Source organism: Brevibacillus fluminis (genome assembly GCF_052072235.1).
Lineage (GTDB): Bacteria > Bacillota > Bacilli > Brevibacillales > Brevibacillaceae > Brevibacillus_D > Brevibacillus_D fluminis_A.
In genome coordinates, this window is the sequence record NZ_CM125436.1 from 1,997,915 (window position 1) to 2,022,113 (window position 24,199).

General features: G+C 53.6%; 21 protein-coding genes. 16 read left to right on the plus strand and 5 right to left on the minus strand.

Annotated features, from left to right (window positions below; all coding sequences use genetic code 11):
• The first annotated feature begins 8 nt into the window (after positions 1–8).
• Positions 9–1,844: a peptidoglycan D,D-transpeptidase FtsI family protein gene (locus tag ACTID9_RS09940; RefSeq protein ID WP_441071086.1), complete on the plus strand. Its 1,836-nt coding sequence runs from the start codon at positions 9–11 to the stop codon at positions 1,842–1,844.
• Here the strand turns inward: ACTID9_RS09940 and ACTID9_RS09945 are convergent.
• Both ACTID9_RS09945 and ACTID9_RS09950 read right to left on the minus strand, forming a co-directional pair.
• Entirely contained in the window at positions 1,762–2,253 is a 492-nt protein-coding gene (locus tag ACTID9_RS09945) for a Mov34/MPN/PAD-1 family protein (RefSeq protein ID WP_441071088.1), read from the minus strand. The genes ACTID9_RS09940 and ACTID9_RS09945 overlap by 83 nt on opposite strands.
• Positions 2,254–2,313: 60 nt before the next feature.
• Positions 2,314–3,975, minus strand: coding sequence for a PucR family transcriptional regulator (locus tag ACTID9_RS09950; RefSeq protein WP_441071090.1), 1,662 nt, complete (start codon positions 3,973–3,975; stop codon positions 2,314–2,316).
• A 146-nt stretch (positions 3,976–4,121) separates the two neighbouring features.
• On the opposite strand from ACTID9_RS09950, the gene ACTID9_RS09955 reads away from it, so the two are divergent.
• Both ACTID9_RS09955 and ACTID9_RS09960 read left to right on the plus strand, forming a co-directional pair.
• The gene (locus ACTID9_RS09955; protein WP_441071092.1) at positions 4,122–5,420 is read left to right on the plus strand and encodes an NAD(P)/FAD-dependent oxidoreductase; all 1,299 of its coding nucleotides are present in this window, start codon (positions 4,122–4,124) and stop codon (positions 5,418–5,420) included.
• Between the two features lie 97 nt (positions 5,421–5,517).
• Positions 5,518–7,113: an ATP-binding protein gene (locus tag ACTID9_RS09960; RefSeq protein WP_441071094.1), complete on the plus strand. Its 1,596-nt coding sequence runs from the start codon at positions 5,518–5,520 to the stop codon at positions 7,111–7,113.
• On the opposite strand, the gene ACTID9_RS09965 is transcribed toward ACTID9_RS09960, so the two are convergent.
• Entirely contained in the window at positions 7,084–7,986 is a 903-nt protein-coding gene (locus tag ACTID9_RS09965) for a TIGR01777 family oxidoreductase (RefSeq protein ID WP_441071096.1), read from the minus strand. The two genes, ACTID9_RS09960 and ACTID9_RS09965, sit on opposite strands and share 30 nt — an antisense overlap.
• Before the next feature lie 114 nt (positions 7,987–8,100).
• Positions 8,101–9,153, minus strand: a complete 1,053-nt coding sequence (locus ACTID9_RS09970; protein ID WP_441071098.1) for a MerR family transcriptional regulator — start codon at positions 9,151–9,153, stop codon at positions 8,101–8,103.
• A 203-nt stretch (positions 9,154–9,356) separates the two neighbouring features.
• Here ACTID9_RS09970 and ACTID9_RS09975 point away from each other — a divergent pair, with 203 nt between their 5' ends.
• The 3 genes from ACTID9_RS09975 (at position 9,357) to ACTID9_RS09985 (ending at position 11,460) form a co-directional block, all read left to right on the plus strand.
• Entirely contained in the window at positions 9,357–10,067 is a 711-nt protein-coding gene (locus tag ACTID9_RS09975; RefSeq protein ID WP_441071100.1) for a pirin family protein, read from the plus strand.
• Between the two features lie 30 nt (positions 10,068–10,097).
• On the plus strand, positions 10,098–10,754 hold the full coding sequence (locus ACTID9_RS09980) for an FMN-dependent NADH-azoreductase (protein ID WP_441071102.1): 657 nt from the start codon (positions 10,098–10,100) through the stop codon (positions 10,752–10,754).
• A gap of 133 nt (positions 10,755–10,887) precedes the next feature.
• On the plus strand, positions 10,888–11,460 hold the full coding sequence (locus ACTID9_RS09985) for a hypothetical protein (protein ID WP_441071104.1): 573 nt from the start codon (positions 10,888–10,890) through the stop codon (positions 11,458–11,460).
• 22 nt (positions 11,461–11,482) lie between these two features.
• Here the strand turns inward: ACTID9_RS09985 and ACTID9_RS09990 are convergent, their stop codons facing one another.
• Positions 11,483–12,751, minus strand: coding sequence for a TolB family protein (locus tag ACTID9_RS09990; RefSeq protein WP_441071105.1), 1,269 nt, complete (start codon positions 12,749–12,751; stop codon positions 11,483–11,485).
• 172 nt (positions 12,752–12,923) lie between these two features.
• On the opposite strand from ACTID9_RS09990, the gene ACTID9_RS09995 reads away from it, so the two are divergent.
• The 10 genes from ACTID9_RS09995 (at position 12,924) to ACTID9_RS10040 (ending at position 23,924) form a co-directional block, all read left to right on the plus strand.
• Positions 12,924–13,988: a BMP family lipoprotein gene (locus ACTID9_RS09995; RefSeq protein ID WP_441071106.1), complete on the plus strand. Its 1,065-nt coding sequence runs from the start codon at positions 12,924–12,926 to the stop codon at positions 13,986–13,988.
• 63 nt (positions 13,989–14,051) lie between these two features.
• Complete coding sequence (locus tag ACTID9_RS10000) at positions 14,052–15,599, plus strand: ABC transporter ATP-binding protein (protein WP_441071107.1); 1,548 nt, start codon at positions 14,052–14,054, stop codon at positions 15,597–15,599.
• Positions 15,596–16,666 carry an ABC transporter permease gene (locus ACTID9_RS10005; RefSeq protein WP_441071108.1) on the plus strand — a complete coding sequence of 357 codons (1,071 nt, stop codon included), beginning with the start codon at positions 15,596–15,598 and terminating at the stop codon, positions 16,664–16,666. The genes ACTID9_RS10000 and ACTID9_RS10005 overlap by 4 nt, the downstream gene beginning before the upstream one ends.
• Positions 16,653–17,600 (plus strand): ABC transporter permease, encoded by a 948-nt coding sequence (locus tag ACTID9_RS10010; protein WP_441071109.1) that lies wholly within the window; start codon positions 16,653–16,655, stop codon positions 17,598–17,600. Before ACTID9_RS10005 ends, ACTID9_RS10010 begins: the two co-directional genes overlap by 14 nt.
• Before the next feature lie 31 nt (positions 17,601–17,631).
• Positions 17,632–18,576, plus strand: a complete 945-nt coding sequence (locus ACTID9_RS10015; RefSeq protein WP_441071110.1) for a nucleoside hydrolase — start codon at positions 17,632–17,634, stop codon at positions 18,574–18,576.
• A 9-nt stretch (positions 18,577–18,585) separates the two neighbouring features.
• Positions 18,586–19,572: a nucleoside hydrolase gene (locus ACTID9_RS10020; RefSeq protein ID WP_441071111.1), complete on the plus strand. Its 987-nt coding sequence runs from the start codon at positions 18,586–18,588 to the stop codon at positions 19,570–19,572.
• Complete coding sequence (locus ACTID9_RS10025) at positions 19,560–20,492, plus strand: nucleoside hydrolase (RefSeq protein ID WP_441071112.1); 933 nt, start codon at positions 19,560–19,562, stop codon at positions 20,490–20,492. The genes ACTID9_RS10020 and ACTID9_RS10025 overlap by 13 nt, the downstream gene beginning before the upstream one ends.
• A 251-nt stretch (positions 20,493–20,743) precedes the next feature.
• Positions 20,744–21,346 (plus strand): deaminase domain-containing protein, encoded by a 603-nt coding sequence (locus tag ACTID9_RS10030; RefSeq protein WP_441072535.1) that lies wholly within the window; start codon positions 20,744–20,746, stop codon positions 21,344–21,346.
• A gap of 3 nt (positions 21,347–21,349) precedes the next feature.
• Complete coding sequence (locus tag ACTID9_RS10035) at positions 21,350–21,946, plus strand: hypothetical protein (RefSeq protein ID WP_441071113.1); 597 nt, start codon at positions 21,350–21,352, stop codon at positions 21,944–21,946.
• A gap of 640 nt (positions 21,947–22,586) precedes the next feature.
• A complete protein-coding gene (locus ACTID9_RS10040; RefSeq protein WP_441071114.1) occupies positions 22,587–23,924 on the plus strand; it encodes a phytoene desaturase family protein in 1,338 nt (445 codons plus the stop codon).
• Positions 23,925–24,199 lie beyond the last annotated feature (275 nt).

A 24,199-nucleotide genomic window follows, 5' to 3' on the forward strand; every position in this document is an offset into this window, starting at 1 on the left:
ATTTTTTGTTGCACAAGACGAGGCAAATCAAACAGCGCAGCACGCTTGCGCTTTTCCTTTTTACATTGTTATGGGCCGGGCTGGTGGCACGGCTCGGGTGGATTCAGGTCGTGGCTACCCACCACTTTTCCGATCATGATGTCGATTTGGTCAAAAGCGCGGTGAAGCAGCGGGAGCAGACGATCAAGCTGTCCAGCGGGCGCGGCGAGATCGTGGACAAGGACGGCGTGTCGCTGACAGGAAAAGAAGAGCGGGTGCTGGCGCTGTTTCCGCTTGCCCGCAAAAATCTGCTGGATGAAAAAGCTTTCAAAGAGGTGGCGCGGATCATCGCGCAGCCCGAGCAACGCTTGCGCAAGCAGCTGCAAACGGCAAGACAGCCCGAGATTGCGCGCAATGAAAAAGGGGAGCCTGTCCGGTTAACGACAGAACAGATGGCGCAAATCAACCGCCTCGCACTTCCGGGGATTGTCGCCATCACCGTTGCCGAGCGGTATCAAGAAAATGAAATCGCCAGGCAGGTGGTCGGCTACATCCACCAGAGCCCTGAGCTGGTGAAAGAGCGCTATTTGCAGGAATGGAAAGCCAATCAAATGACGCTCGCCACACAGGTCGGGGCATCGGGGCTTGAGAAAAGCTTCGACCGTTTTTTGCAGGGGGTGGAGCCTGATGAAGTCTCTTATTATGTGGACGGGCAGGGGCATCTGCTGCGCGGATTGGACCTCCGCCACCATGCGGGGCACAACCAGTTTTATCCGCTGTCTGTGAAAACGACGCTCGATCGGACAATTCAGCAGCAGCTTGAACAAGCCGCCGATGAGAGCGGGCTTGCCGAAGGCGCGATCGTCGTGCTCGACGTGACCAATGCCGACATCGTCGCGATAGTTTCCCGTCCGCAGTTTGATCCCACCAAGCTGCAGGCCGGCGATGCGTCTTGGCAAAACCATGCGACGAAGCAGCTGGCGCCGGGCTCTGTATTCAAGACGGTAGTGGCTGCGGCGGCATTGGGAGAGGGGATCGTTTCGCCCACTGACCGTTTTTTGTGTGAGGGCGAATACGGCAAGTTCGGATTTTCCTGCTGGAACAAAGCGGGGCACGGCAGCATTACGTTGGAGGAAGCGTTCGCCGAATCTTGCAATATCGCTTTTGCCAAAATTGCCAAACAGGTCGGGGGAGACACGATCGCCGCTTATGCCGAACGGTTTGGGTTAGGGGCTGAGGTGGGGCATGTGACGGCAGCGCTTTTCAAACAGGAGCAGTTCCGCCAGCTTTCGGGCGAGGAAGCCGGGCGCGTATTTTCTCCTGCTGTATCGCGCGAGGATGAAGGCGTGCTGATCCAGACCGCCATCGGGCAGCGCGATGTGCGGATGACGCCGCTTCAGGCGGCCAACATGATGGTGACGGTCGCAAACGGCGGGCGCGTCTATCAGCCACGGCTTGTCTCCCATATTTTGTATCGGGACGGGGGCAATTTTTTCACGTTCGAGTCCAAGCCATCCCCGGCAAAAGGGATTGATCCCGTCACCGCGTACAAGCTCAGGCGGATGATGCGCCAGGTCGTGGAAAACGGAACGGGCAAGCTGCTGCAGCAGGCGGCATGGAGTGTGGCCGGCAAAAGCGGGACCGCCGAGACAGAAAAAAACGGCGAGCCCCGCAACCATCAATGGTTTGTCGGATATGCTCCCGCCGATGAACCGCGTTACGCCATCGCTGTGGTGGCTGAAAATCGGCCAAACGGCAGCACTCATTTGGCCACGAAATTGTTCAAATCGGTTGTGGATCGCCTTGCTTTTCACGATCATACAAAGTCACTTGACGGAACGGCCGGAGCGAGCCTGCCAAAATGAAGCCTTTGGCCTGAAGTTGCTGCTGTTTTCCCAGCCCGACAATCAGCATGATAGGGGATTTGGAGCCGTATTTGGCCTCGAGTGCCTTTGTAGCGATCGTATGCTTGTCTGCGCGGCTTGGCGACAGGTTGCGGACGGTATGGCTGTGCCAGTCGCCGATATATTGCCAGCGGCGCGTGCTTCGCGCCTGCAATCGCGTTACCAGGTTGTGCAAATATGAATCGTCAAAGACGACGGTGAGCGGTTGATGAACCGCTTTCGGGCCTGGCTCGCTCGCATATGTGACCAGCCAGTCGCGGGCGTTCAATTGGTAGCCCATCATGATCCCGCCGGTTTCCACGCCGGGATTGCGCTTGACCGCTTGCTGGATTTGCCGGGCGGCTCGCGGCGAAAGGTATAGCGTTGACATCGGGTAAACCCTCCTTCGGGCAGCTTCCCGTTATCATATGCGCTGACAGCAAGGAAGGGTTCATTGCCGTTTCCCCAAAGCGTAAACCCGCAGCGCCACTTCCAATGCAAGCCGTTTGTCAGGAGCCATGAAATCGTGGCCGAGCAGCTCTTTCATTTTTTCCAGCCGATGATAGAGCGTCTGCCGGACGATGAACAGCTTCTGTGCCGTGTTTTGCTTGGAGCCGTCCTCGGCCAGGTACACCTCCAGCGTTTTTAGCAGCTCTGTACCTTTCGCCCGATCATAGGCAAGCAGCGGCGCGAGCGTGTCCTCGACAAACGAAACGGTAGCAGCCTCCTTTTCAATCAGCAGCAGCAGGCGGTAGATGCCCGCTTCTTCATAAAACGGGCTGACGGGACGATCAAGCAAGCGCCTGATCCGCAGCATTTGCACAGCCTCGCGATAGCTTTCGCTCGCTTGCAAAAACGACTGTTTCATCCGACCGATCCCTGCGTACGCATGGGCAAACCCGAATGATGCGTAGCGGGAAGGCTCCGTCAGCGTCTCGACCGCTTTTTTCAGCCGGGACGTCGCGTGTTCGGGCGCGCCGACATCCAGGGCGAGCACGATGATCTGCTGCGCGCGCATGGAGATGAACGGTTGAAACAGCTGGGAGAGAAACGCGAATCGGATCTGGAGGGCCAAGTGGATGCGGAGCGAGTCGCCCTTGTCTGGCCGCTCCTGGTGATCAGGCAGCGCTGCTTCCTCCAGTTCAAGGAGCACGATTCGGTAGTTGCGGGCAGCGGGACGCTTCACCGTGCGGCTGACGAACTGTCGGACGTCCTCTTCGTTCGTATGGCGACCGTGAATCAAGTCTTCCAGCCAGGCTGCTTCCGATTGCGCCTTTTTTTCTTCGATATAATGCTTGCGTAAAAAATCATGGGCCAGCGAAGTAGCTGCCCGATCCAGGATCAGCGAGTCAAACCGGTCTGCCGCCCGCCTCGAGATGATCAGTCCGATCAGCCCGAATGTTTGCTCCAGCGCCACGATCGGGTGAAGCAAAAAGGTCGTCTCGTCCGGCTCCAGCCATTGCAGCGGCTCATCGGCGGCATTCGCGACAGGCAGGGCAGCGCGATGGTTGTGGATGGCCTTGAGCCACGCGGCCTCCTGCTGCGGCTGCGTGCGGGGGAAGAAGAAGGGCGAATCTTGCACAGGCAAAAACACGACCTGTGCCCCGGTGTGGTGCTGCAGTTCCTTGATGATGCCGCTCGTCGCGCGAGAGGTGAGCGACAGCGTATGGAAGGTGCGCGAGATCAGATCAAGCTTCACCAATGACTGATGCTGGCGGTTGATGATCAGCGAATGCAAAACCTGCGTCACTTCGATGAAGTTGACCGGCTGGCGAAAGACGATCAGCGGAAAATGGTGCGCGTCCGCCAGCGCTTTCATTTCATCCGAAATGGTTAAAAAGTAATGACCCAGCTCGATACAGAGGCAGGTTGCTTTTCGGTCGATCAGGTTTTGCAAAAATTCGGTGTGCGAAATGTCCCCCCACGGCAAGCCGACTCCTGTGGAAAGGATCAGCTCGTCGCCTTGAATGATCGTTTCGTCAAAAAGCGGAATTTCCAAAATGTGCACCCATCGTACGCTGCGATGCAGACCCGACTTGCCGGCAACAACCTCTGCATGCGCAAAGAGGGGACGTTTCAGCGCTTCGTCCAATGTAACGGTCATGTCTGACATGATTGCGTACCCCCTTATCTACGAAACGTGGCTTGGACCGTTTGCGTTCGTGCTGCAGACAAAAATGTTAAAAATAGTATAGAGGATTTTTAACATTGCGTCTAATGTGTGCTGTGCATGACGACGGTATAGTGGGGAAAAGAAGCGTGAAAGCAGGTGAATGCGAGATGGCACATATCGACTCGCTTTGGGCAGCGACGGCAAACGATCACCGGATCAGGCCTACTCTTGAAGGGGAGCTCGCGACAGATGTTGCGATTATCGGCGGGGGGTACACAGGATTGTCCACAGCCTACCATCTGGCGCAAAAGCAGGTGGGCTGCGTCGTATTGGAGCAGCAGCAGGCAGGCTGGGGGGCGAGCGGGCGCAACGCCGGGATGGTGCTGACCGGCTACAAGCCGAGCATCGACTCATTGGCCAAGAAGCACGGCAAGGAAACGGCGCGCGAGCTGTTGCACATGTCGGTCGAGGGAATCAAGCTGGTGGAAACCATCGTGCGGAAGCATCGCATCAGCTGCTCGCTGGAAAACTGCGGCAATTTCGATGCCGCCTTCAAGCCGGCCCATTTGGAGGCGCTGAAGCGAAACCAGGAGTATATGCAGACGAATTTTGGCTACGAAACGTATGTGATCGACAAAGAACGGATGAAGTGGGAGGAAGTCAATTCGGACTTGTATCACGGCGGTTTGGTGGACCCGCACAGCTATTCCTTCCATCCGCTTAATTATGCGCTCGGGCTGGCGGATGCGGCGGAAGCAACTGGAGCCGTCATCTATGACCGGACAGAGGTGACCGGGATTGCGAAACAGGGAAGCAGCTATCTCGTTACCACACCAAGCGGCCGCATCAGGGCCAAACATGTCGTGATGGCGACCAACGGCTATACGACAGCGCTGGCCAAATCGCTGGCCAGGAAAGTGGTGCCGATCGGCAGCTTCATCGTGGCGACCGAACAGCTGTCGCGTGAAACGGTGGAACGGCTCATCCCGCATAACCGGATGATTGCGGATACGAAAAATTTCCTCTACTACTTCCGCAGAACGCCGGATGACCGGATCTTGCTGGGCGGGCGCGTCGATTTTAACGGAAAAGAGGGCGATGCGCTGTTTACGCAGGTGCAGCAAAGCTTGATCGAGGTGTTTCCGACGCTTGCCCAGACGCGAATCGATTATCGCTGGGGCGGACTGCTCGGCTTTACACTCGATTTCATGCCGCATATCGGTCAAACGGAAGAAGGCATTCATTTTGCGCTCGGCTATTGCGGGCACGGCGCATCGATTTCAACATTGATGGGCAAGCTGCTTGCGGAAAACGTGTGCGACCCGCTGCGGGAAAAAACCAGCCTGGAGCGGCTGCCGATCCGTATCGTTCCGTTTCACAGCCAGCGTGTGCTGCTGCTCGGAGCGGCGTCCTTTTACTATCATTTCATGGATAAGTATTTGTAAGGAAGCGAAAGAAGGGGGGCAGGGGAGCAACAGCGAACTATAGACGGATAGGCGATATTTTCTGACATCTTATATCCCTCACTGGAGTGAATTGCTGATGCTTTACCCTCTTTCAATCGCTTTGTATGTAAGCTTCGTCGTCTTTTCATCGATCTGGTTGGAACGGGCCCTGCACCCTGTCTGGGTTATTGTGGCAGCCGCTTGCTTCATGTGCACCGTCTTGAATGAAAACCGCTCCAGGCATATGCAGAGCATGCAGATTCTTTTTCTCGTTGCGTTCCATTTCACCGCGCAAATCAACTGGTGCCACCCGCTCTATCTGATCTTGACCGCACGGGAGTACCATCGGACGCAGAGCATCCACCGCTCCGTCGGGGTGGCTGTCTTTTATTTTGTCCTCTATTCAAGCATTCGACTCAGCTATTCTCCGGCCAATGCGTACGATTTGCTGGTGACGATCGCTGATTTGTTCAGTTCCCTGTTTGTCGTCTTTCTTATTTTTCTCTTCTTGCAGGTGCAAAAAGAACGGCGGCAGCTGGAAGAGGAGACGCGCCGTCTGGTCAGCCGGGACGCGCTTACAGGGTTGATGAATTTTACGGAGTTCCATAAGCAATTGCAGGCATTGACACGTTCTACGGAGCCGTTCATTTTGTTTTTGCTTGATTGTCACGATCTGAAAACGATCAATTTTGAGCAAGGCTATTCCGGAGGGAACCAACTGTTGATCAAGTTGGCAGAATCTTTAGAAAAGGCATTTCCCGACGCGCTTCTGATCGCCCGCTGCGGCGGAGACGATTTCGCGCTGGTGGTGCCGGCAACGCAAAACGGCAGGACGGTACAAAATTGCAAAGAATTGCTCGATCATCGGGTGGGGCCAGAGCTGGGAGTAGAGCTGATCTATGGCGAGGCGGTTTTTCCGGAAGAAGGCGGGACGCGGGACGAAATGATTTCCGCAGCCGAGCGCAAGCTGTTTTTGGTCAAGCGCGAGCTGTGGCTGAAGCGGGAGGAAAATATGCTGCGCGCCGAAAAGCTGCGGGTCGTCGGCGAATTGGCGGCAGGCATGGCACATGAGATTCGCAACCCGATGACAACGGTGAAAGGCTTTTTGCAAATCGCGAAGGAAAACAGCTACAACATCGAGCCGTATTACGAGCTTTTGATGATGGAAGTATCGCGGGTGAGCGAGCTGACCTCGGAACTGTTGCAATTTTCCAAACCGCATGCGGGCGATGTGCGTGTGATTCAGTTGCAGGAGAGCATTCAGCGGGCCGTGTCGCTCGCAGAAGCAGAAGCGAACTATTACAGCCATCTGATCTGCTATGAACCGGAAAGCGAGGCGCTTTATGTGCGGATGGACCGGGACAAGCTGGTCCAGGTGCTGCTCAACCTGCTCAAAAATGCGTTTGATGCCATGCCTGAACCAGGTACGGTGACGATTACGTCAGGCCGTACCGATGAGTGGTGCACGATCGAGGTGATGGATACCGGTACAGGCATGTCCGAGCAGGAGCTGCAGCAAATCTTCAATCCCTTTTTCACAACAAAAGAGACGGGGACCGGGCTGGGACTCTCCATCTGCCATAAAATCATGAATGACCATGGCGGATCGATCGAGGTCCAGTCCCGTGAGCAGCAGGGGACGGTGTTTCGTCTGACCCTGCCGTTAGCGACCGCTGCCCAAAAGGTTTACTAAAGCGGTGTCCAAATCTGCGTATCGAAACGCAAACTGGTGTTGGAGCGCGGCTTGCGGCACGACATGCTGGCCTTGCAAAATGATTTCCGCCATCTCGCCAAGCAAAAGCTCCAGGGCAAAGGCTGGCACGGGCAGCCAATGGGGGCGCTTCAGCACGCTTGCTACGGATCGGCCGAACTGGTTCATGGTAACCGGCTTCGGGGCGGTGGCGTTCACTGGGCCGTTGATTGCAGGGGTCTGCATGCAGAAGTGAATCAAGCGGGCAACGTCCTCGACATGAATCCAGGACAGCCATTGCTTGCCGGTGCCGACCTTTCCACCGATCAAAAGCCGGTACGGCAAAACCATCCGGCCCAGAGCACCGCCGTTTTGCCCCAGCACGACCCCCAGTCGCAAACGGACGACACGGGTGTATTCCTCGGCAGGCAGAGCAGCATGTTCCCACCGGCTTGTCACATCGGCAAGAAAGCCTTTTCCGGGTGGGAAGTTTTCGGTAAATACAGTCGTTTCCGAATAGCCATAATAACCGACAGCCGACGCGTTGATGAGTACGCTCGGCTTTTTGTTCGTTTGCGAGATCGCCTGAACGATCGCCTGGGTCAAACGCACCCGCGATGTCAAAATGCGCTCTTTGCGTGCTGGCGACCACCGTCCCGAATTGATCGATTCTCCCGCCAGATTGACGATCGCATAATCGTCACCGAGCGAATCAAGCAAGGCGGGCAAGCGATCGAGCTGGTAAGGCCGAACGGTCCCCGCAGAAACGGGCCGGTCATGGCGCGAAGCGATAAAGACGGCATGTCCGCAATCTTGCAAGGTGCGGGCAAGATGCTGCCCGACGAAGCCGGAGCCTCCAAAGATCAGAACGTTCATTCCAATTCCTCCCAATATACACGGCTGTTCTTAGTGTAATATAGGAGTCGGCATTATACAAATTGTCTGGAACATGATGCAGTCCGCCAGCACATTCCGGCAAGCATAAAAACATCAGCGCATCGGTACCGCATACACCACGTGCAAAAGCTCATTGATTTGCTGATGCTTGTACAAATAGCCGTGCTGCTCCAGCAGCGGCAGAAAGACCGACAGATCGGTGAAGTGGAATTCAGACAAGAGAGCATGCTGCTCCAGCTTGCCCTCGCGAAGCAAGCTGTCAAAATAAGCCTCGCGTTTCTCGCGATCGGCAAACATCAGGTCGGCGATGCAAATGCGCCCGTGCGGGACAAGCACGCGTTTCATCTCCGCTACTGCCACCGCTTTTTGCTCGTCGGTCAAATGATGCAGGGCAAAGCTTGTGACCAAAAAATCAAACTGATGATCGAGGAAGGGGATGGACAGCAGGTTGCCAAGCTTCGCTGTGAGCATGGGGAATTTGCGCTGACAATGCCGGAGCATTTCCCGCGATTGATCGACCGCTGCCATGCGGATGCCTTGCTGCAAAAAGAGGCCCGCCAAATTGCCGGTGCCGGTACCGAGATCAAGCCCGTATTCGCCGGGGCGCGGGCCAATCAGGCGAACAAGCAGCGCAAGCGTTTCCTCATAGTCCCGGTAGATGGAAAACTCCTCTGTTTTCGGCCGCACCCGATCATCGTGCGATTCGGCCCGATGGTCATAATTCCAGCGATCGTACCAGGCGCTCCGGGCTTCACGCAACCGTTTGGAGCCGTCGGCCAGCTGGAATATGTCGGCCATATCGAGCGACTGGTTCGTTTTGAGCAGGTCGATCATCTGATCGGTCGTAAACAAAATCTGCTTCATCTCCACCCATTGCGCATACATGACGGAGCGCTGAAGCTCGAGATAATCGAGCAAAAGGTCCTTGTTTCCCGAGTCGACATGGTTCAGCGCTTTGGCAATATCGTCGAGCGTCATGCCCACCTCGCGCAAGGCGATAATGGTTTGCAGCCGCCACACGTCCTGCTCGGAAAAGTGCCGATACTGGTTCTCGGCATGCCGGGGGGCGATCAGGCCTTTTTCTTCATAGAAGCGAATGGCCCGGGTCGAGATGTTCAGTTTTTGCGCGATTTCGTTGATTTTCACGGGGCATGCACATCCTTTCACTCTTTACAACTAAACCTTTCCGTAACGGTAATGTAAAGAAAAAACTTAATTGAAAGCTACTTGACAAAAGTAAGTGAGTGAAGTTATGATACTAACTGAAAGTAAGTTACTGACATGATTTACTTTTCGCCCTCAACAATCATCGCGAAAACCCGCACACTACTGAGGAAGGAGGCAATCACATGATTCGTATCTATCCTGCCGAATCTCGATTTGCAGCCGATCACGGCTGGTTGAAAAGCAAATTCAGCTTTTCCTTTGCGGAATATTATGATCCGAACAACCAGCTGTTTGGACCGCTGCGCGTATTCAATGACGATATCGTCCAGCCGGGGTACGGCTTTGGCGCCCATCCGCACAGAGAGATGGAGATCGTCAGCGTCGTGCTGAAAGGCGAATTGGGCCACGAGGACAGCACCGGGAACAAAGAGGTGATTCGCCCGGGGGAAATTCAGCGCATGAGCGCGGGGACAGGGATTGTCCACTCCGAGATGAATCCGTCGCAAACCGAGGAAGTCAACTTTTTGCAATTGTGGTTCCTGCCCGCCGAGAAGGGGCTTACCCCTTCCTACGAGCAAAAGGCGTATGACATGAGCAAACGGAAAAACAACCTGCTTCCTGTCGTATCCGGCAAGGCGCTGAAGGAAGACGTGGTCCATATCCACCAGGATTTGACCATGTATCTTTCTGACCTGGAGGCAAATCATACAATTACGTTTGAGCAAGCGCAAGATCGTTATACGTATGTTTTCGTCATGGAAGGAACGCTGCGCGTAAACGGCGAGGCGGTTCTGAACCGACGCGACGCTGCGCGGATCACCGACATCACCAAGCTTCAGATCGAAACGGCAGAAGGCGCATCATTCATGCTGATTGACCTGCCTTCCGCCTGACAACCAACCATTGAAAGGAAGATTTTGACCATGGCAAAAGTTCTCTACATTACCGCTAACCCAAAACCAACTGAACTTTCCTATAGCTTGACCGTCGGGGAAGAGTTTTTGAACGCATACCGCGCGGCAAACCCGCAAGATGAGATCGTGCATCTCGACCTGTACAACATGGAAGTGCCTTTCATCGACCAGGACGTATTCAGCGGCTGGGGCAAACTGCAAGCAGGCCAGGCGTTCGATTCCTTGACAGCAGTGGAACAAGCAAAAGTGGGTACGCTGGCCCAACTGAGCGATCAATTCGTTTCCGCTGACAAATACGTATTCGTCACACCTTTCTGGAACTTCAGCTTCCCGCCAAAAATGAAAGCCTACATCGATTCGTTCTGCGTAGCAGGCAAAACGTTCCGCTACACAGCAGAAGGTCCTGTCGGCCTGATGACGGGCAAACCGGCTGTACACATCCAGGCGCGCGGCGGCTTCTACTCCGAAGGCCCTGCAAAAGCCGTTGAGTTTGGCGATAGCTACCTGCGCACCGTTCTCGGCTTCGTCGGCATCACCGATGTTGAATCCGTGATCGTGGAAGGCCAAAACGCTGCTCCTGACCAAGCGGAAGCGATCAAGGCGAAAGCGATCGAAAACGCGAAGCAAGTAGCGAAAGCATTCGCAGCGAAACAAGTAACCGTATAAGGCATTAACACACGCTCCTCCACCGATCCGCCCAAGGTGGAGGATTTTTTTGTTCGTCCCCATTATTTGCGGCTGGCGGATTCATGAAAGCGCTTGTTATAATAGTTGTATTATTCTGAAAAGTGGTGCTGTGATGAGTATTCCGCCGTATAAGGAAAATTTCTGCCCCTCTCCGTATGGAAAGACGCTGGAAGAGTATATCCGAAACACGGTCATCGTTGACAACGCGTTGGAAGCAAAACGAAAGCTGCTCCATTTCATCTGGAAGCTGGAACGCAAGCAGGTTATGCTGTGCGATGCATCGCAGCAGGCGTTGACGCTGTTGCTGCAATCGCCGGCACTGCTCGCCAAAACGCAAATCGTCTCCCTCATCTCGTGGCGCAATTGCGTATTGACGATCCGGCCCAATCTGTGCAAGTTCGATGCTGAGGAGCGGGACCTGGAGCGCTCACTGCGCGCATGCGAGACCGACGCGGAGATTTTGTTCGTTTATCTTCATGAAAAAAAGCTGTATCCATTTCATAGTCCTGCTGACGCGATGCAGTGGGAGGAAGACAATCTGCATTATTTTCAACATGTACGCAAAACATGGCGCGCGGAGTTCGAACAGATGCGCAAGGAACGGATTGACGCCCTGCTTGACGACTACAATCAGAAAAAAGACAGCCTCTGCCTCGAAGCCTTGAAAACCCTAGCCTGTGAATGAGCTAGGGTTTTGTTTTCGTCTATCAGGGTTTGCCTTCATACCAGCTGATTTGCTGCACCTGCTTGATCAAAAGCTGTTGGTTTCGCCCATCCGCATCGGCCATCCAGACGTCGCTCGATTTCGGAGTGGAACGGGACAGCCACGCATCATAGTCGCGTATGCTCGTGCGAATCCAGGTCAGCTTGCCGGTTTTTTTCAAGTAATGCGGCTGATAGTCGCCGTAGCCTGCGGGCGGAGCGGTCAAAGCATGTTGCTGGTTCGTCTTGACGTTGACCTGATAGAGCGCAGGGTGTGGCCGTTTGGCAGGATCATGGGAAAACTCGCCTTCCTTCGCGCGAGAAGTCGCAAGAATCTCGGCGCTGTACCAGTCGAAATCAAGCTCGATGAACGAAGGGGGCGTCAAGTCCGTCGTCTTTTTTTGCGGCAGCCGGGTGATGGTCAGCTTTTTATTGGTAAAACCTGCAACCAGTCGGTCGCCTCCCCGGATGTAGCCGAGATCGCTGCGAGTAGGCGCCCATTGGAACCACTGGGGATCGGCAAGCATTTCAGCGACGGTGGAAAACGACTTCCCGTCTGCAGACAGCACACAGAGCAGATTGCTGTCCATGGACCAAGATGCAGTCGGAGAGACGATGAACGCGACCCACTGGCCATCGCGAGACCATTTGAACGGTGAGGTGTGGATCGACAGCAGGTTGATTGGGCCCAACGTCAACGGCTGGGGGATCGTATAAAACAGCTTTGCGTTTTTAAACAAATCCGCCTGCTTCTGGTTGAAAGCGATCGTATACAGCTTGGGGCTGGTCCAGCCATCCGGAAGCAGATCGGCATTGGCGGAAGCGAGAAAACCCGTGCCGTCCGGCAGCCAGGAATATGTACTCACCCCGAGCGCCACATTTTCAAACGGCTTCGGACGTCCTTGACGCAAATCGACGGTGTTCAAGACGGGAGCATCGAGGAACGCGAGCACGTTTTTATCCGGCGCCCATCGCGCCATCGTGCCATGCTGCTGGTAGACGCGGGATGCCCGGCGCTCCAAAGTGTCATACACCCAAATGCCGTCCGGCTGTTCATAAGAAATCCAGCGCCCATCGTACGACCACTGGGGATATTGGGCGCCTTTTATGGTGGTCAGCTGGACTTCCTTGCCGTTTTCGCCAAGCCACAAGGTGTCATCGCGGATAAAGGCGGCTTTCGTCGGGGTCGCAGGGGGAGCGGCCTGGACACCTGCGGCAAGCGGCAAAAGGAGCAGCGAGATCAAGGCTGCCATGAGCAGCAAACGTTTCTGCATGTTGTGCACCTCACTTTACGTCTACTATGCCCAGACGGGAAACAAACTTACCGCAAAAATATTTGTTTGAAAATTTATAAATATATGAATTTGCAAGAAGGAATTCGCGTTCGAGCGTAGAAACATCACTATGTAACCGATTACACAAAGAAGATGAGGGGGAAAACGGCATATGAGAGCAAGGTTTTTGAAAGCGGCACTACTTTTCCTTGCGGCGATGTTGATTCTTGCCGGATGTGCGTCCGGTGCAAAGCAACAGTCTTCTACAGACAATTCAGGCGGTGCAAGCGGCAAAGCGGCTTTGAAAGTGGCCTATTACGTGAATGGTACTTTGGGTGACAAAGGATTTTTCGATTCCGCGCAAGCCGGTCTGGAGAAAGCGAAAAAAGACTTGGGCATCGATCTGAAAACAGTCGAGGGCGGCACCAATCAGGCAGACTGGGCAGCCGGACTGGAATCGCTCGTCTCCGGCGGCAAGTATGAAGTCATCGTCGCCGGCACGAGCCAAATGAAAGAAATCGCGATCGACATCGCCAAGCGCTACCCGAACCAGAAATTCATCTTCTTTGATGAAATGATCAAAGATGTGCCGAACTTGTACTCGATGCTCTACTCGCAAAGCGAAGGTTCGTTTTTGGCAGGCGCGTTCGCCGCATTGGTGACGACCAGCACAGAGCTGCCGGGTGCGAATCCGGACAAAGTGATCGGCTTCGTCGGCGGTATGGATATTCCGATCATCAACGACTTCAAAGCAGGCTATGAGCAAGGCGCCCAGTACGTGGACAAAGATGTGAAGGTGATCGCATCGTATGTCGGCGATTTCTCCAATGCGCCGAAAGCCAAAGAGCTGGGTCTTGCCCAATACAACACGCAAAACGTGGACATTTCCTACAACGTAGCGGGCGGCGCCGGTTTGGGATTGCTCGAGGCAGGCAAAGAAGTGGGCAAATATTCGATCGGTGTCGATGGCAACCAGAATCCGCTCTACCCTGGCAGCGTGCTGACCAGCATGATGAAAAACATCGACCAGTCGATCTATCGCGCGCTTGAATTGCACATCCAAGGCAAGCTCGCATACGGCACCAATGAAGTGCTGGGAATCAAGGAAGGGGGCGTCGGCCTCGCTGAGGACGACCTCTACAAACAGCATGTGCCGAAATCGATCCAAGAGAAAATGGCGGAAATCTCCAAGAAATTGAGCAGCGGCGAAATCCAGGTGAAATCGATCATGCAATAATCTAGAACGGATAACGGGGGAAGTGAAAGCTTCCCTCGCTATTACGCTAAAGAGGTGCGAAAGATGGCAGACCTGCTGGAAATGAAAAACATCCACAAAACGTATCCGAATGGCACCAAGGCCAACCAAGGCGTCAACCTCACGATCCGTGAAGGGGAGATTCATGCGCTGGTCGGCGAAAACGGCGCAGGCAAATCCACGCTGATGAAAATCTTGTTCGGCCTCGAACAGCCAACAGAAGGCGAATTGCGCTACAAAGGACAACCCGTCACATTTCACAATCCCAAGGACGCCATCGCGCACGGGATCGGAATGGTTCATCAGCATTTTATGCTCGTGCCCTCCTTTACCGTAGCGGAAAACATCGTGCTGGGGATCGAGAAGCGGCGGGGACCGCTTTCGCTGTTCACCGATCGCAAGGCTGCAGTGAAGTCGGTCCAGCAGTTGTCCGAGAGCTACGGATTGCGCGTACAGCCGGAGGCGAGGGTAGAAACGATTTCAGTGGGACAAAAGCAGCGCGTGGAAATTTTGAAGGCGCTGTATCGCGGGGCCCGGCTGCTGATTCTCGACGAGCCGACAGCGGTGTTGACCCCGCAGGAGACGGACGAGCTGTTTGTAGCCCTGCGCCAGCTTGTGACCCAAGGCTACACGATCATTTTTATCACACACAAGCTGCGCGAGGTGATGGAAATTTCCGATCGGGTCACCGTTCTGCGGGCCGGCAAGACGATCGGGACGCTTGCGACAAAGGAAACCAGCAAGGAAGAGATTTCACGATTGATGGTGGGGCGGGACGTGCTGCTTCGCGTAGAGAAAAAAGCAGCGAATCCCCAGGATGTCGTTCTCGCGGTAGAAAATCTGTCGGTTGCGGACAACCGCGGATCAATCGCAGTCAAACAACTTTCCTTTTCTGTGCGGAGCGGCGAAATATTTGGCATTGCCGGAGTCGAGGGCAACGGACAGACAGAATTGGTGGAGGCGATCACCGGCTTGCGTGCGCGTGTCGGCGGGTCTGTGCGCTTCCTGCAGCAAGAACTGACCGGTTTGGATGTGCTGGGCATCCGAAATCTGGGCATCGGGCATATTCCGGAGGATCGGCAGTCACGCGGCGCGTGCCTCACCGCCAGCATTCAGGAGAATCTGATACTTGATCTGTATCGCCAAAAAGCGTTCAACCGGGGCGGGCTGTTGCATCAGTCCAGCTTGAAACAGAAAGTCGATGAGCTGATCGCCCATTATGACATCCGGACCAAGAGCGGGGATTTTTTGGCCGGCTCGCTGTCCGGGGGAAATTTGCAAAAGGTGGTCATCGCACGGGAGCTGTCCAAAGACCCGAAATTGCTGGTGGCTGCGCAGCCAACCCGCGGCGTCGACATCGGCGCGATCGAATTCATCCACCGCGAGATCATCCGCAAGCGGGATGAAGGGACCGCCGTGCTGCTCATTTCGGCAGAGCTGTCCGAGGTGATGAGCCTGTCGGACCGCATCGGCGTGATGTACAACGGAGAGCTGGTGGCCATTTTGGAAAACAATCACGCATTGACCGAAGAAGAGATTGGCTTCTATATGCTCGGTGTGAAAAAGCATGAAAAGAAGGCGATGGGATCATGAAAAATCGGAGTGAATTGACCTTGGAGCTTACAGGTATTGTTGGCGCCGCCATCGCTGCGGTGGCGATCGGCTTTCTGGTGATTTTGTGCATCAGCACGGAGCCGCTCACAGCAATCCAGTCCTTTCTGTTTGACCCGTTTGCAAACCCTTTCAATTTTGGCACGGTCTTAAACAAGATGACACCGCTTCTTTTCACCGGGCTGGCGCTCGCTGTCGTGTTCCAGGCAGGGGTTTTCAGCATGGGGGCGGAAGGGCAGCTGTATGCAGGGGCTTTTACCGGCTCGCTGGTGGCCGTTTATGTACACGGCTTGTCGGCTTGGGTGCATATCCCGCTGATTTTGTTGTGCGCCGTGCTGGGCGGCGCCTTGTACGGGCTGATTCCCGGCGTGTTGAAGGCGTATTTTCGCGCGGACGAGATCGTCAGCACGCTGATGCTCAACTTCATCGCGACGCTCGGCGTTTCGTATTTTTTGAACAATGTGTTTAAAGACCCGACGAGCGGCGGCTATGCCCGGATGAATTTCATCGACAAGGAGTCGCTTCTGGGCAAATTCATCGACGGTTTCCCGGCGCACAGCGGGCTGTTCATCGCGTTGGGGACGGTGGCGATCGTCTACCTGCTGCTGTACAAGACGAGGTGGGGCTATGAGATTCGGCTCGTCGGCAAAAATGCGCTGTTCGCCGAGTATGGCGGCATTCGCATCAAGCGGGTGGTGGTCCTTTCGGTCGTGCTGTCCGGGGCGTTGGCGGGTCTGGGCGGGATCGTGGAGGTACTCGGCATCCATGGCACGTTAAAAGACAATTTCTCCGTTGGGCTTGGCTTTGACGGCATCATTATCGCGCTGTTGGCCCGCAATCATCCGTTGGGCGTCGTCGTCGCCAGCTTTTTCTACGCGTATTTGCAGGTGGGCGGTCAGCTGATGCAAGCCAACACCGATGTGCCGCGCGAGCTTGCCATCATCATTCAAGTGCTCCTGGTTCTGTTTGTTTCGGCGCAAGCGGTGTTCGCTTATTTGCGGCAGCGCAAAACGGTCAGGGTGACTGGGGGTGTTGATGTTGCTCAGTAATCTGTGGGAACAAGTGATCAATTTGAGCCTGTTTGCGGTGCTCTTGCGGGTGACGGTACCGATTCTGTTATCCGCTTTGGGCGGCCTCATTTCTGATCTGGCCGGCGTCATCAACATCGGGCTGGAAGGGCTGATGCTCATCTCCGCGTTCGCTTCCATCGCTGTTGGTTCGCTGACCGGCAGCTGGGTGCTCGGGGTCGCAGCAGGCGTCGCCGCATCGGTGTTGATCAGCTTGGCGATGGGCTTTTTCACGTTGCGGCTCAAGGTGAACATCATCATCGCCGGGTTTGCCGTCAACATTTTCGGCTCGGGTGTGACGGTCTTTTTGCTCAACGTGCTGTTTGGGGCGACGGGCAACTACAATCCAAGCGATCTGGACAAAATCCCGACGGTCATCATCCCGGGAATCGAGGCGATTCCGGTCGTAGGCAAGCTATTGAGCGGGCACAACCTGATGGTGTGGATCGCGCTTCTGGCCGTTCTGTTTTGCTATTACATGCTGTACCGCACGCCGTATGGCGGACATCTCCGCTCGATCGGCGAAGCGCCTGATGCCGCGCGTTCCTTGGGCATTCCGGTGGAGCGGGTGCAGTATTCGGCGCTCATGTGGAGCGGGGTTTTCACAGGATTGGCCGGCTCGTACTTATCGATGGGCATGACCAGCATGTTTGTAAAAGACATGACGGCGGGCACAGGCTTTTTGGCGCTCGCGGTCGTGGTGTTCGGCAACCGCAATCCGCTCGGCGTCTTTTTCGGCTCGCTGATCTTCGGCCTGGCGACAGCGGTGACGACGATGATCGAAACGACCGCCGGCAGCGGTGTGCCGAGCCAATTTGTCAAAATGATTCCGTATATCGTAACGATTGTCGCTCTCGTCATTTTGGCGCTGCGCAAGCATCGGAAGCAGCTTGCCATGTCCGGAGCGGGAGCATGAACCATAGAACCACCAGAGGAGGCTACGTGAAATGAGTGTGAATCAAACGAAACGGAAAGTGATCCTGGACTGCGATCCGGGCCATGACGATGCAATCGCGATTTTGCTTGCGGCCAAGGCGCCAAACGTGGAGCTGGTGGCAATTACGACCGTCGCCGGCAATGCGGAGGTGGAAAAAACAACGGTCAACGCACTGAAAGTATGTGAGATCGCGGGGCTTGGCGACGTTCCGGTTGCCCGTGGCGCCGGACAGCCGCTCTTGCGCGAGCGTCGGACCGCGCCGGACATTCACGGCGACTCGGGGATGGATGGCCCGCTGCTGCCGCAGCCGACGAAAAGCCCGGTGGAGGAGCATGCGGTAGACTTGATCATCCGGCACTTGCTTGCATCGGATGGGGATATTACACTTGTTCCGGTGGGACCTTTAACCAATATTGCCCTGGCGATGCGCCGTGAACCGGCGATCATTCCCAAAATCCAGGAGATCGTGCTGATGGGCGGCGCCATGTTCGGGAATACCACGCCTGCTGCGGAATTCAATATTTTCGTCGATGCGGAAGCGGCCAAAATCGTGTTTGAAAGCGGTGTCCCGCTGGTGATGGTCGGACTTGACCTGACACACCAGGCGATGGCGACCCCCGACATTGTGGAACGCATTGCTGCCATCGACAACAAGGTGAGCACATTCGTGGTCGAGCTGCTGAACTTTTTTCGCGATACGTATTTTCATGTATTCGGCTTTGGCGGCGCCCCGATCCATGATGCCTGCGCGATCGCCTATGTGAATGATCCGAGCGTGTTTACAACGATCAAGCGGCGGGTGGATATTGAGACAAAAGGCGAGTTCACGTACGGGATGACGGTTGTCGACCTGTACGGGGTGACGGGCAGAGAACCCAATGTTGAAGTGGCGGACAAGCTGGACCAGGAAAAATTTTGGACGATGCTTTGCGACGCGCTGAAACAGTATTCATAGGAGGGACATATGAGCGAACGGAAGCGAATCATATTGGATGTGGACACGGGGATTGACGATGCGCTGGCGATTCTCTATCTGCTGAAAGCAAAAGAGGCGCATGTGGAAGGAATCATCGCGGGTTTCGGCAATGTGGACGCCGAGCTGGCAGCCGAAAACACGCTGAAAATCGTCGAGCTTGCGGATTGCGGTTATGAGGTGCCTGTGCTGGTTGGGGCAAAAGCGCCGCTTATACGCGCCTGGAAGGGGCCTGTCACGCATATTCACGGTGAAAACGGCATCGGCAACGTAGAGCTGCCCAAACCGAAGCAGGCAGTCAGCACGGAGCATCCATCGGTGTTTCTTTCGCGCTTGGCGAACACATATCCTGGTGAAATTACGCTTGTTACGGTCGGTCGCATGACCAATCTGGCAAACGCCCTGGCACATGATCCGTCGCTGAAAGAAAAGCTGAAGGAAGTCGTCGTCATGGGCGGCGCGATTCGGGTGCCGGGCAACGTAACACCCGTCGTGGAGGCGAATATGGGGGGCGATCCGGAAGCGGCGTATTTCGTGGTCGAGTCCGGCATTCCGCTGACACTGGTGAGCCTGGACGTCACGATGAAAACACGGCTGACATTGGCCCATCTGGGTGTTTTGGAGCGGATCGCCGCACCGGAGCGCAGCCAGATTGTCCGCACGGTGCGCGAACTGCTCACGTTCCGCCTCGAGGCGTATGCCAAAAGCAACGGAATCACCGACGGCAGCCCGCTGCATGATCCGCTCGCAGTAGCTGTGGCGCTCGATCCGACACTGGTGGAGACGGAACAACTGCATGTGGCGATCGAATGCAAAGGAAGCGTATCGGCTGGCGCGACCATCGCCGATATGCGGGCGGTACCGCGGGTAGGCAGGGTGCTTACGACGTGCCGCAGCGTCGATGCGGAGCGGTTTATCAAACGGTTTGTCGCTGTGCTGGCAGGACGGGATGAGGAGGAAGTCACATGGAATCTATAATCTTGGACGTGGACACCGGGATCGATGATGCGCTGGCCATTGCCTATGCAGTTCGTTCGCCGCTGGCTGAGGTACTTGGGCTGACGACCTGCTTCGGCAATACGTCTGTCGAAGAAGCGACCCGCAACTCGCTGCAGGTGTTGGAGCTGCTCGGCGCGGAGCACATTCCGGTCGCAATGGGAGCGCCGCATCCGCTGCTGCGGGCTCCGCTCAAGCAGAAGGCGACCGCGATTCATGGCGAAAATGCCATCGGCGATGTGGAGTTGCCGCTGCCCAAATCCGAGGCGCTGGCGATCGACGCTGCCACGTTTATCGTCAATACGGTGCGTGAGCGCCCGGGGCAAGTGACATTGGTCACGGTCGGGAGCCAAACCAATCTGGCGCTCGCAATCATGAAAGACCCGGAAATCGTCAAGCTGGTGAAACGAGTGGTGATCATGGGGGGCGCCGTCACGGTTCCCGGGAATGTAACGCCTGTAGCGGAAGCCAATATTTATTCCGATCCGGAAGCGGCCGCTTACGTCTTCCAATCGGGCATCCCGATCACGCTTGTGGGCCTGGATGTCACGATGCAAACGCTCTTGACGCGCGAGCATCTCGCAGACTGGCGGGCAAAAGGAACGGATCTTGGCCGCACGCTGGCTGACATGTGCGATTTTTACATGGACGCTTACCACCAATTCAATCCGACGCTCGGCGGCTGTGCCCTGCACGATCCGCTCGCAGTCGGCGTAGTCCTGGACCCGACATTCGTCAAAACGCGCGCGATGCATGTGCAGGTCGACACCGAAGGCGCCTTGTCCATCGGCCGCACAATCGGCGACCTGCGCGCCAACCCGGCACAAGCTCCCAACATGGACGTCTGCCTGGAGGTCGACGTCGAACGATTTGTCACTCATTTTTTGGAATGGGTTGTGTAAAGGTAATAGGGACGACAGACAGAGCCAGCTTTTTGGCTCTGTCTTTTTTTTATTTTTGTACCTGGGAATGTTTGGTTGACAACGATTAGCTTGTCTGCGGCGTTTCAAATGACTTTGGTCAAAAAAAGTACAATCCCCAAATTTCGTGTTTTGCTGTTCAATAAAATCTCCACTCTCGACATATATGTTATACTGAATATACAAGTAAATGTTGGACTATACTGATAATAAGGAAATGATTCCGTTTGATAATGGAAACCGGTACAAGAACGCTTACAAAGTTTGATGTAAATGCAAATTCCCAGATTTCTTGTTCTTGCAATCAGTGCATGATCGGGAGAGATTTAAAGGAAAAAGCCGATGGGTTATTAGACGACACATGTAAGAAACTTGGACTAACATACGACGAAATTGGTGATCTTTTAGGAGGTAACCTTGCTTTTGCAAAAGCCGAGATAGATGGAAGAACTTACGAAATGGCTGCACATAGTCGTATCAATAACGACGCTGTTACCTGGATTCCTAAAACAACTTTCATATATTCGCAACTTCCAACTACATTTCCACAATATGAGTATCTAAAAGTTAATGTTCATCGAGAGTTGAATAGGGGATCAATACGGGAAAATGATTCCGAAGCGAGAATATTATTGGCTCTAGACTTAACGCTTCAGCAGCAAGGAATTGGTTATTTTTGTGATGGTGTAGTGAACTTATATACTTACCGAGAGCCATGCTTGAGTTGCGATAACGTTATGATTCAGTTTTTAAGAAAATATACGAAATTATCACTTAATATTTATTTTGAAGATCACTACCCTAAATGGCCCAAGAAACATGGAGGAGGGAGATAGTGTATGAAACACCTATATGGTTCTTCTGCAGAGAAAAACGTAAAAGGCAAACGGTCTGACGGAAAAATTCAAAGAATGAAGGTGGCTGTTACTAGCCTATCTCCAGATGTTCTGGTGAAATTAGTAAAGGGTGCTCCAAAGGTTTATTCAAGACGTACATTTGCAATTAGACGCGCATTGGCAAAAAGTAGACACCCTTTTATAACTTCAGCAGTTATTGAAAAGCACTTAACGACAAAAGTAGTTACTTCTGTTTTTGAGCCAAGAGAGTTCCCAGCAGCTTTAGATTTTGGGGCCTTAACAGCTCCCAAAAGAATTGAAGTTTCAGAACCAGTAACTAGGGAACCTCTTACTGATGAAAGAGTAAAATCTATCGTTAAGCGTTTTTGGGAAGGATACTTGGCTGATGGATTGCCGCCTATTGAGGCAGCTGATAGCCTTATTTCAGAGGTTCTGGGATCGTCTCGGTTGAAGGGGAAGGAGTCATTGATCTATGAGTATGTGGCGGAACTATACTTTAATACACCTGACTACGATGATGTCTACTATGAAAACCTTAGGATTCAGGCTGATGAATTAAAGGAGCAGAATCCTGATTGAAACCTTACTTAGACCAGTGAAGTATGAATCAGTTCAGTAAGGTTAGTGATCCAAAAAAACATTGTCGCTCTAAAATAACAACTTAGATATCATAGATAAACCCATTGTACATCATAAGGTACAGTGGGTTTATCTCATTTCTAATATGATTATTGAAAGACCATTTTTGAATAAATCAAGCCATAACTTTGTAAGAATAAACCATTGTCGTTAGAATGTTTTTGCGAAGTATAGCTCTTTGTATGGGAACCGGGTCAGTACCATTTTCAATGTGGAATCCCGTCTTAAATGTATGTCGATGCTTATGTGAAGTTAGGGTAATTTTACCAAAGGTAATACATACTCCTCAACCATTTTTTAATGAAGATTTTTCAGAATGTTTCTGCCTCACCATTGTGGGGTATTGCCAGATACAAACACCGACATCCTGCAGGCATGGTCACCGCTTCCGTGGAACTTTCTTGTGAAAATCCCCTCCCCTCCCCAAACCAAAAAAATATTTCAATCTCCCACTTCCTTTTCTCCCCCTGATCTAATAAAATAGTGTAGGATTAAAAATATACTCGGTACATTAATTACATCATTTCAATAAGAGAACCGCTCCACAAACAAGAAACATTTGGATGAAAGGGATGCTACCATGACTGCTCAAACACATCATTTCGATATCGTCATCGTTGGAGGAGGACTTGCAGGTTTGTCTGCAGCCGCCTATTTAGCGAATAAAGGAAAAAAGGTCGCTGTTCTGGAACGTGGCGCACTTGGCGGGCGAGCAGTGACATTACCCATAAAAGGTTTTCACTTCAACTTTGGAGCCCATGCGATCTATGGCCGCGATACGTCCGTATTGCGCACCTTTGAAAAAGAACTGGGCATCCACATCAATTGGCGCGACTTTACGCCGAGCAAGGCAAAATATGACATCGGCGACGAAGTGACGGACGTGCCAGCCAATATTCAAGGTCTTTTCCGCACAAAAGTGCTGACAGGTTTAGATAAAGTGAGCTTCACCTTCAACATCTTGAAAACGATGCTCAAACTGGAGTCCGGCCACCCGCACCTCTCGATCCAAAAATGGCTGGAGAAAAAAGAAGTCAATGAAGAAGTGCGCGAGATGATGCTGACGCTGGCGTCCTCCAACTTCTTTACGAAAGAGCCGGAAAAAATCCCGTCGGATGTGTTCTTCCGCTACTATTCCCGCCTGTTTTTGACCAACAAGCCGGTCGCCTACATCGGCGGGGGCTGGCAATCGCTGATCCAGGAATTCGTGCGCGTGATCGAAGCGAACAACGGCACCATCTTCACCAAAACCAAAATCGACCGCGTTTCCTTTGAAGACAACCGCATCACCGCTGTACATGCGGGCGAGGAAACGACGTTTACCGGCGATCAGTTCATCATGTGCATTCCGCCGAAGGAGCTGGACAAAATCATGGCCGGTTCCCGTCTGGAAGGTCTCGTGAAGCACTATGCGCAATACGATCCAACCTATGTCATGGTGTACGATATCGGCTTGAAAAAACGGATCGAAAGCCCGTATACCTACATTTACGACAAGCAAAACAACATGTTCATCACCGACATCTCGTACTACGATACAAGCTGTACGCCGGAGGGCGGCCAGCTGCTGCAAGCGACCGCGTACCTGCGCCAAGAAGACATGGGCAAAAAAGAAGTGCTGGAAGCGTACAAGGAAAAAATCGAGCATATGTATGACAAGCACTTCCCGGGCTGGAGAGAAGAACTGGTCGTGCCGCGCGTATCGCAGCGCGCAGTGGTACAGGAAATCAAATGGACGATGAACCAGCAAGCGATGCCGGTCTTCTTCCCGGATTATCGCAACCTGTTCTTCGCAGGCGACTGGTGCCAAGGCCAAGGCCAGCTGTCCGAGCTGTCGTTCTCCAGCGCGATGGCCGTCTGCGAGATGATCATGCAGCATCAGGAACTGGAGCTTGTCAGCAAGCATTCGATCGGATAAAGGTAAAGCAATAAAGATCAGCAAGGCAAAAAGCGTGCATTCCGCGATGGGGATGTGCGCTTTTTTTGTCACATCCCGCAAGGTGCGCAATTATGAGCGCTCATTGGGTGAAGATCCAAAATAAATAAAAATTATACGAAAAATAAGATTTTTCTGTAAACGTAATTGACTGCGCTTTCAATTTGCTCTAAAATGAGAGAAACAATGACAAGACTGTAAACGTTTGTCCTCCTTCATGCCCGTTGCGAGATCACAGACGTAGACACCAGTCCGAT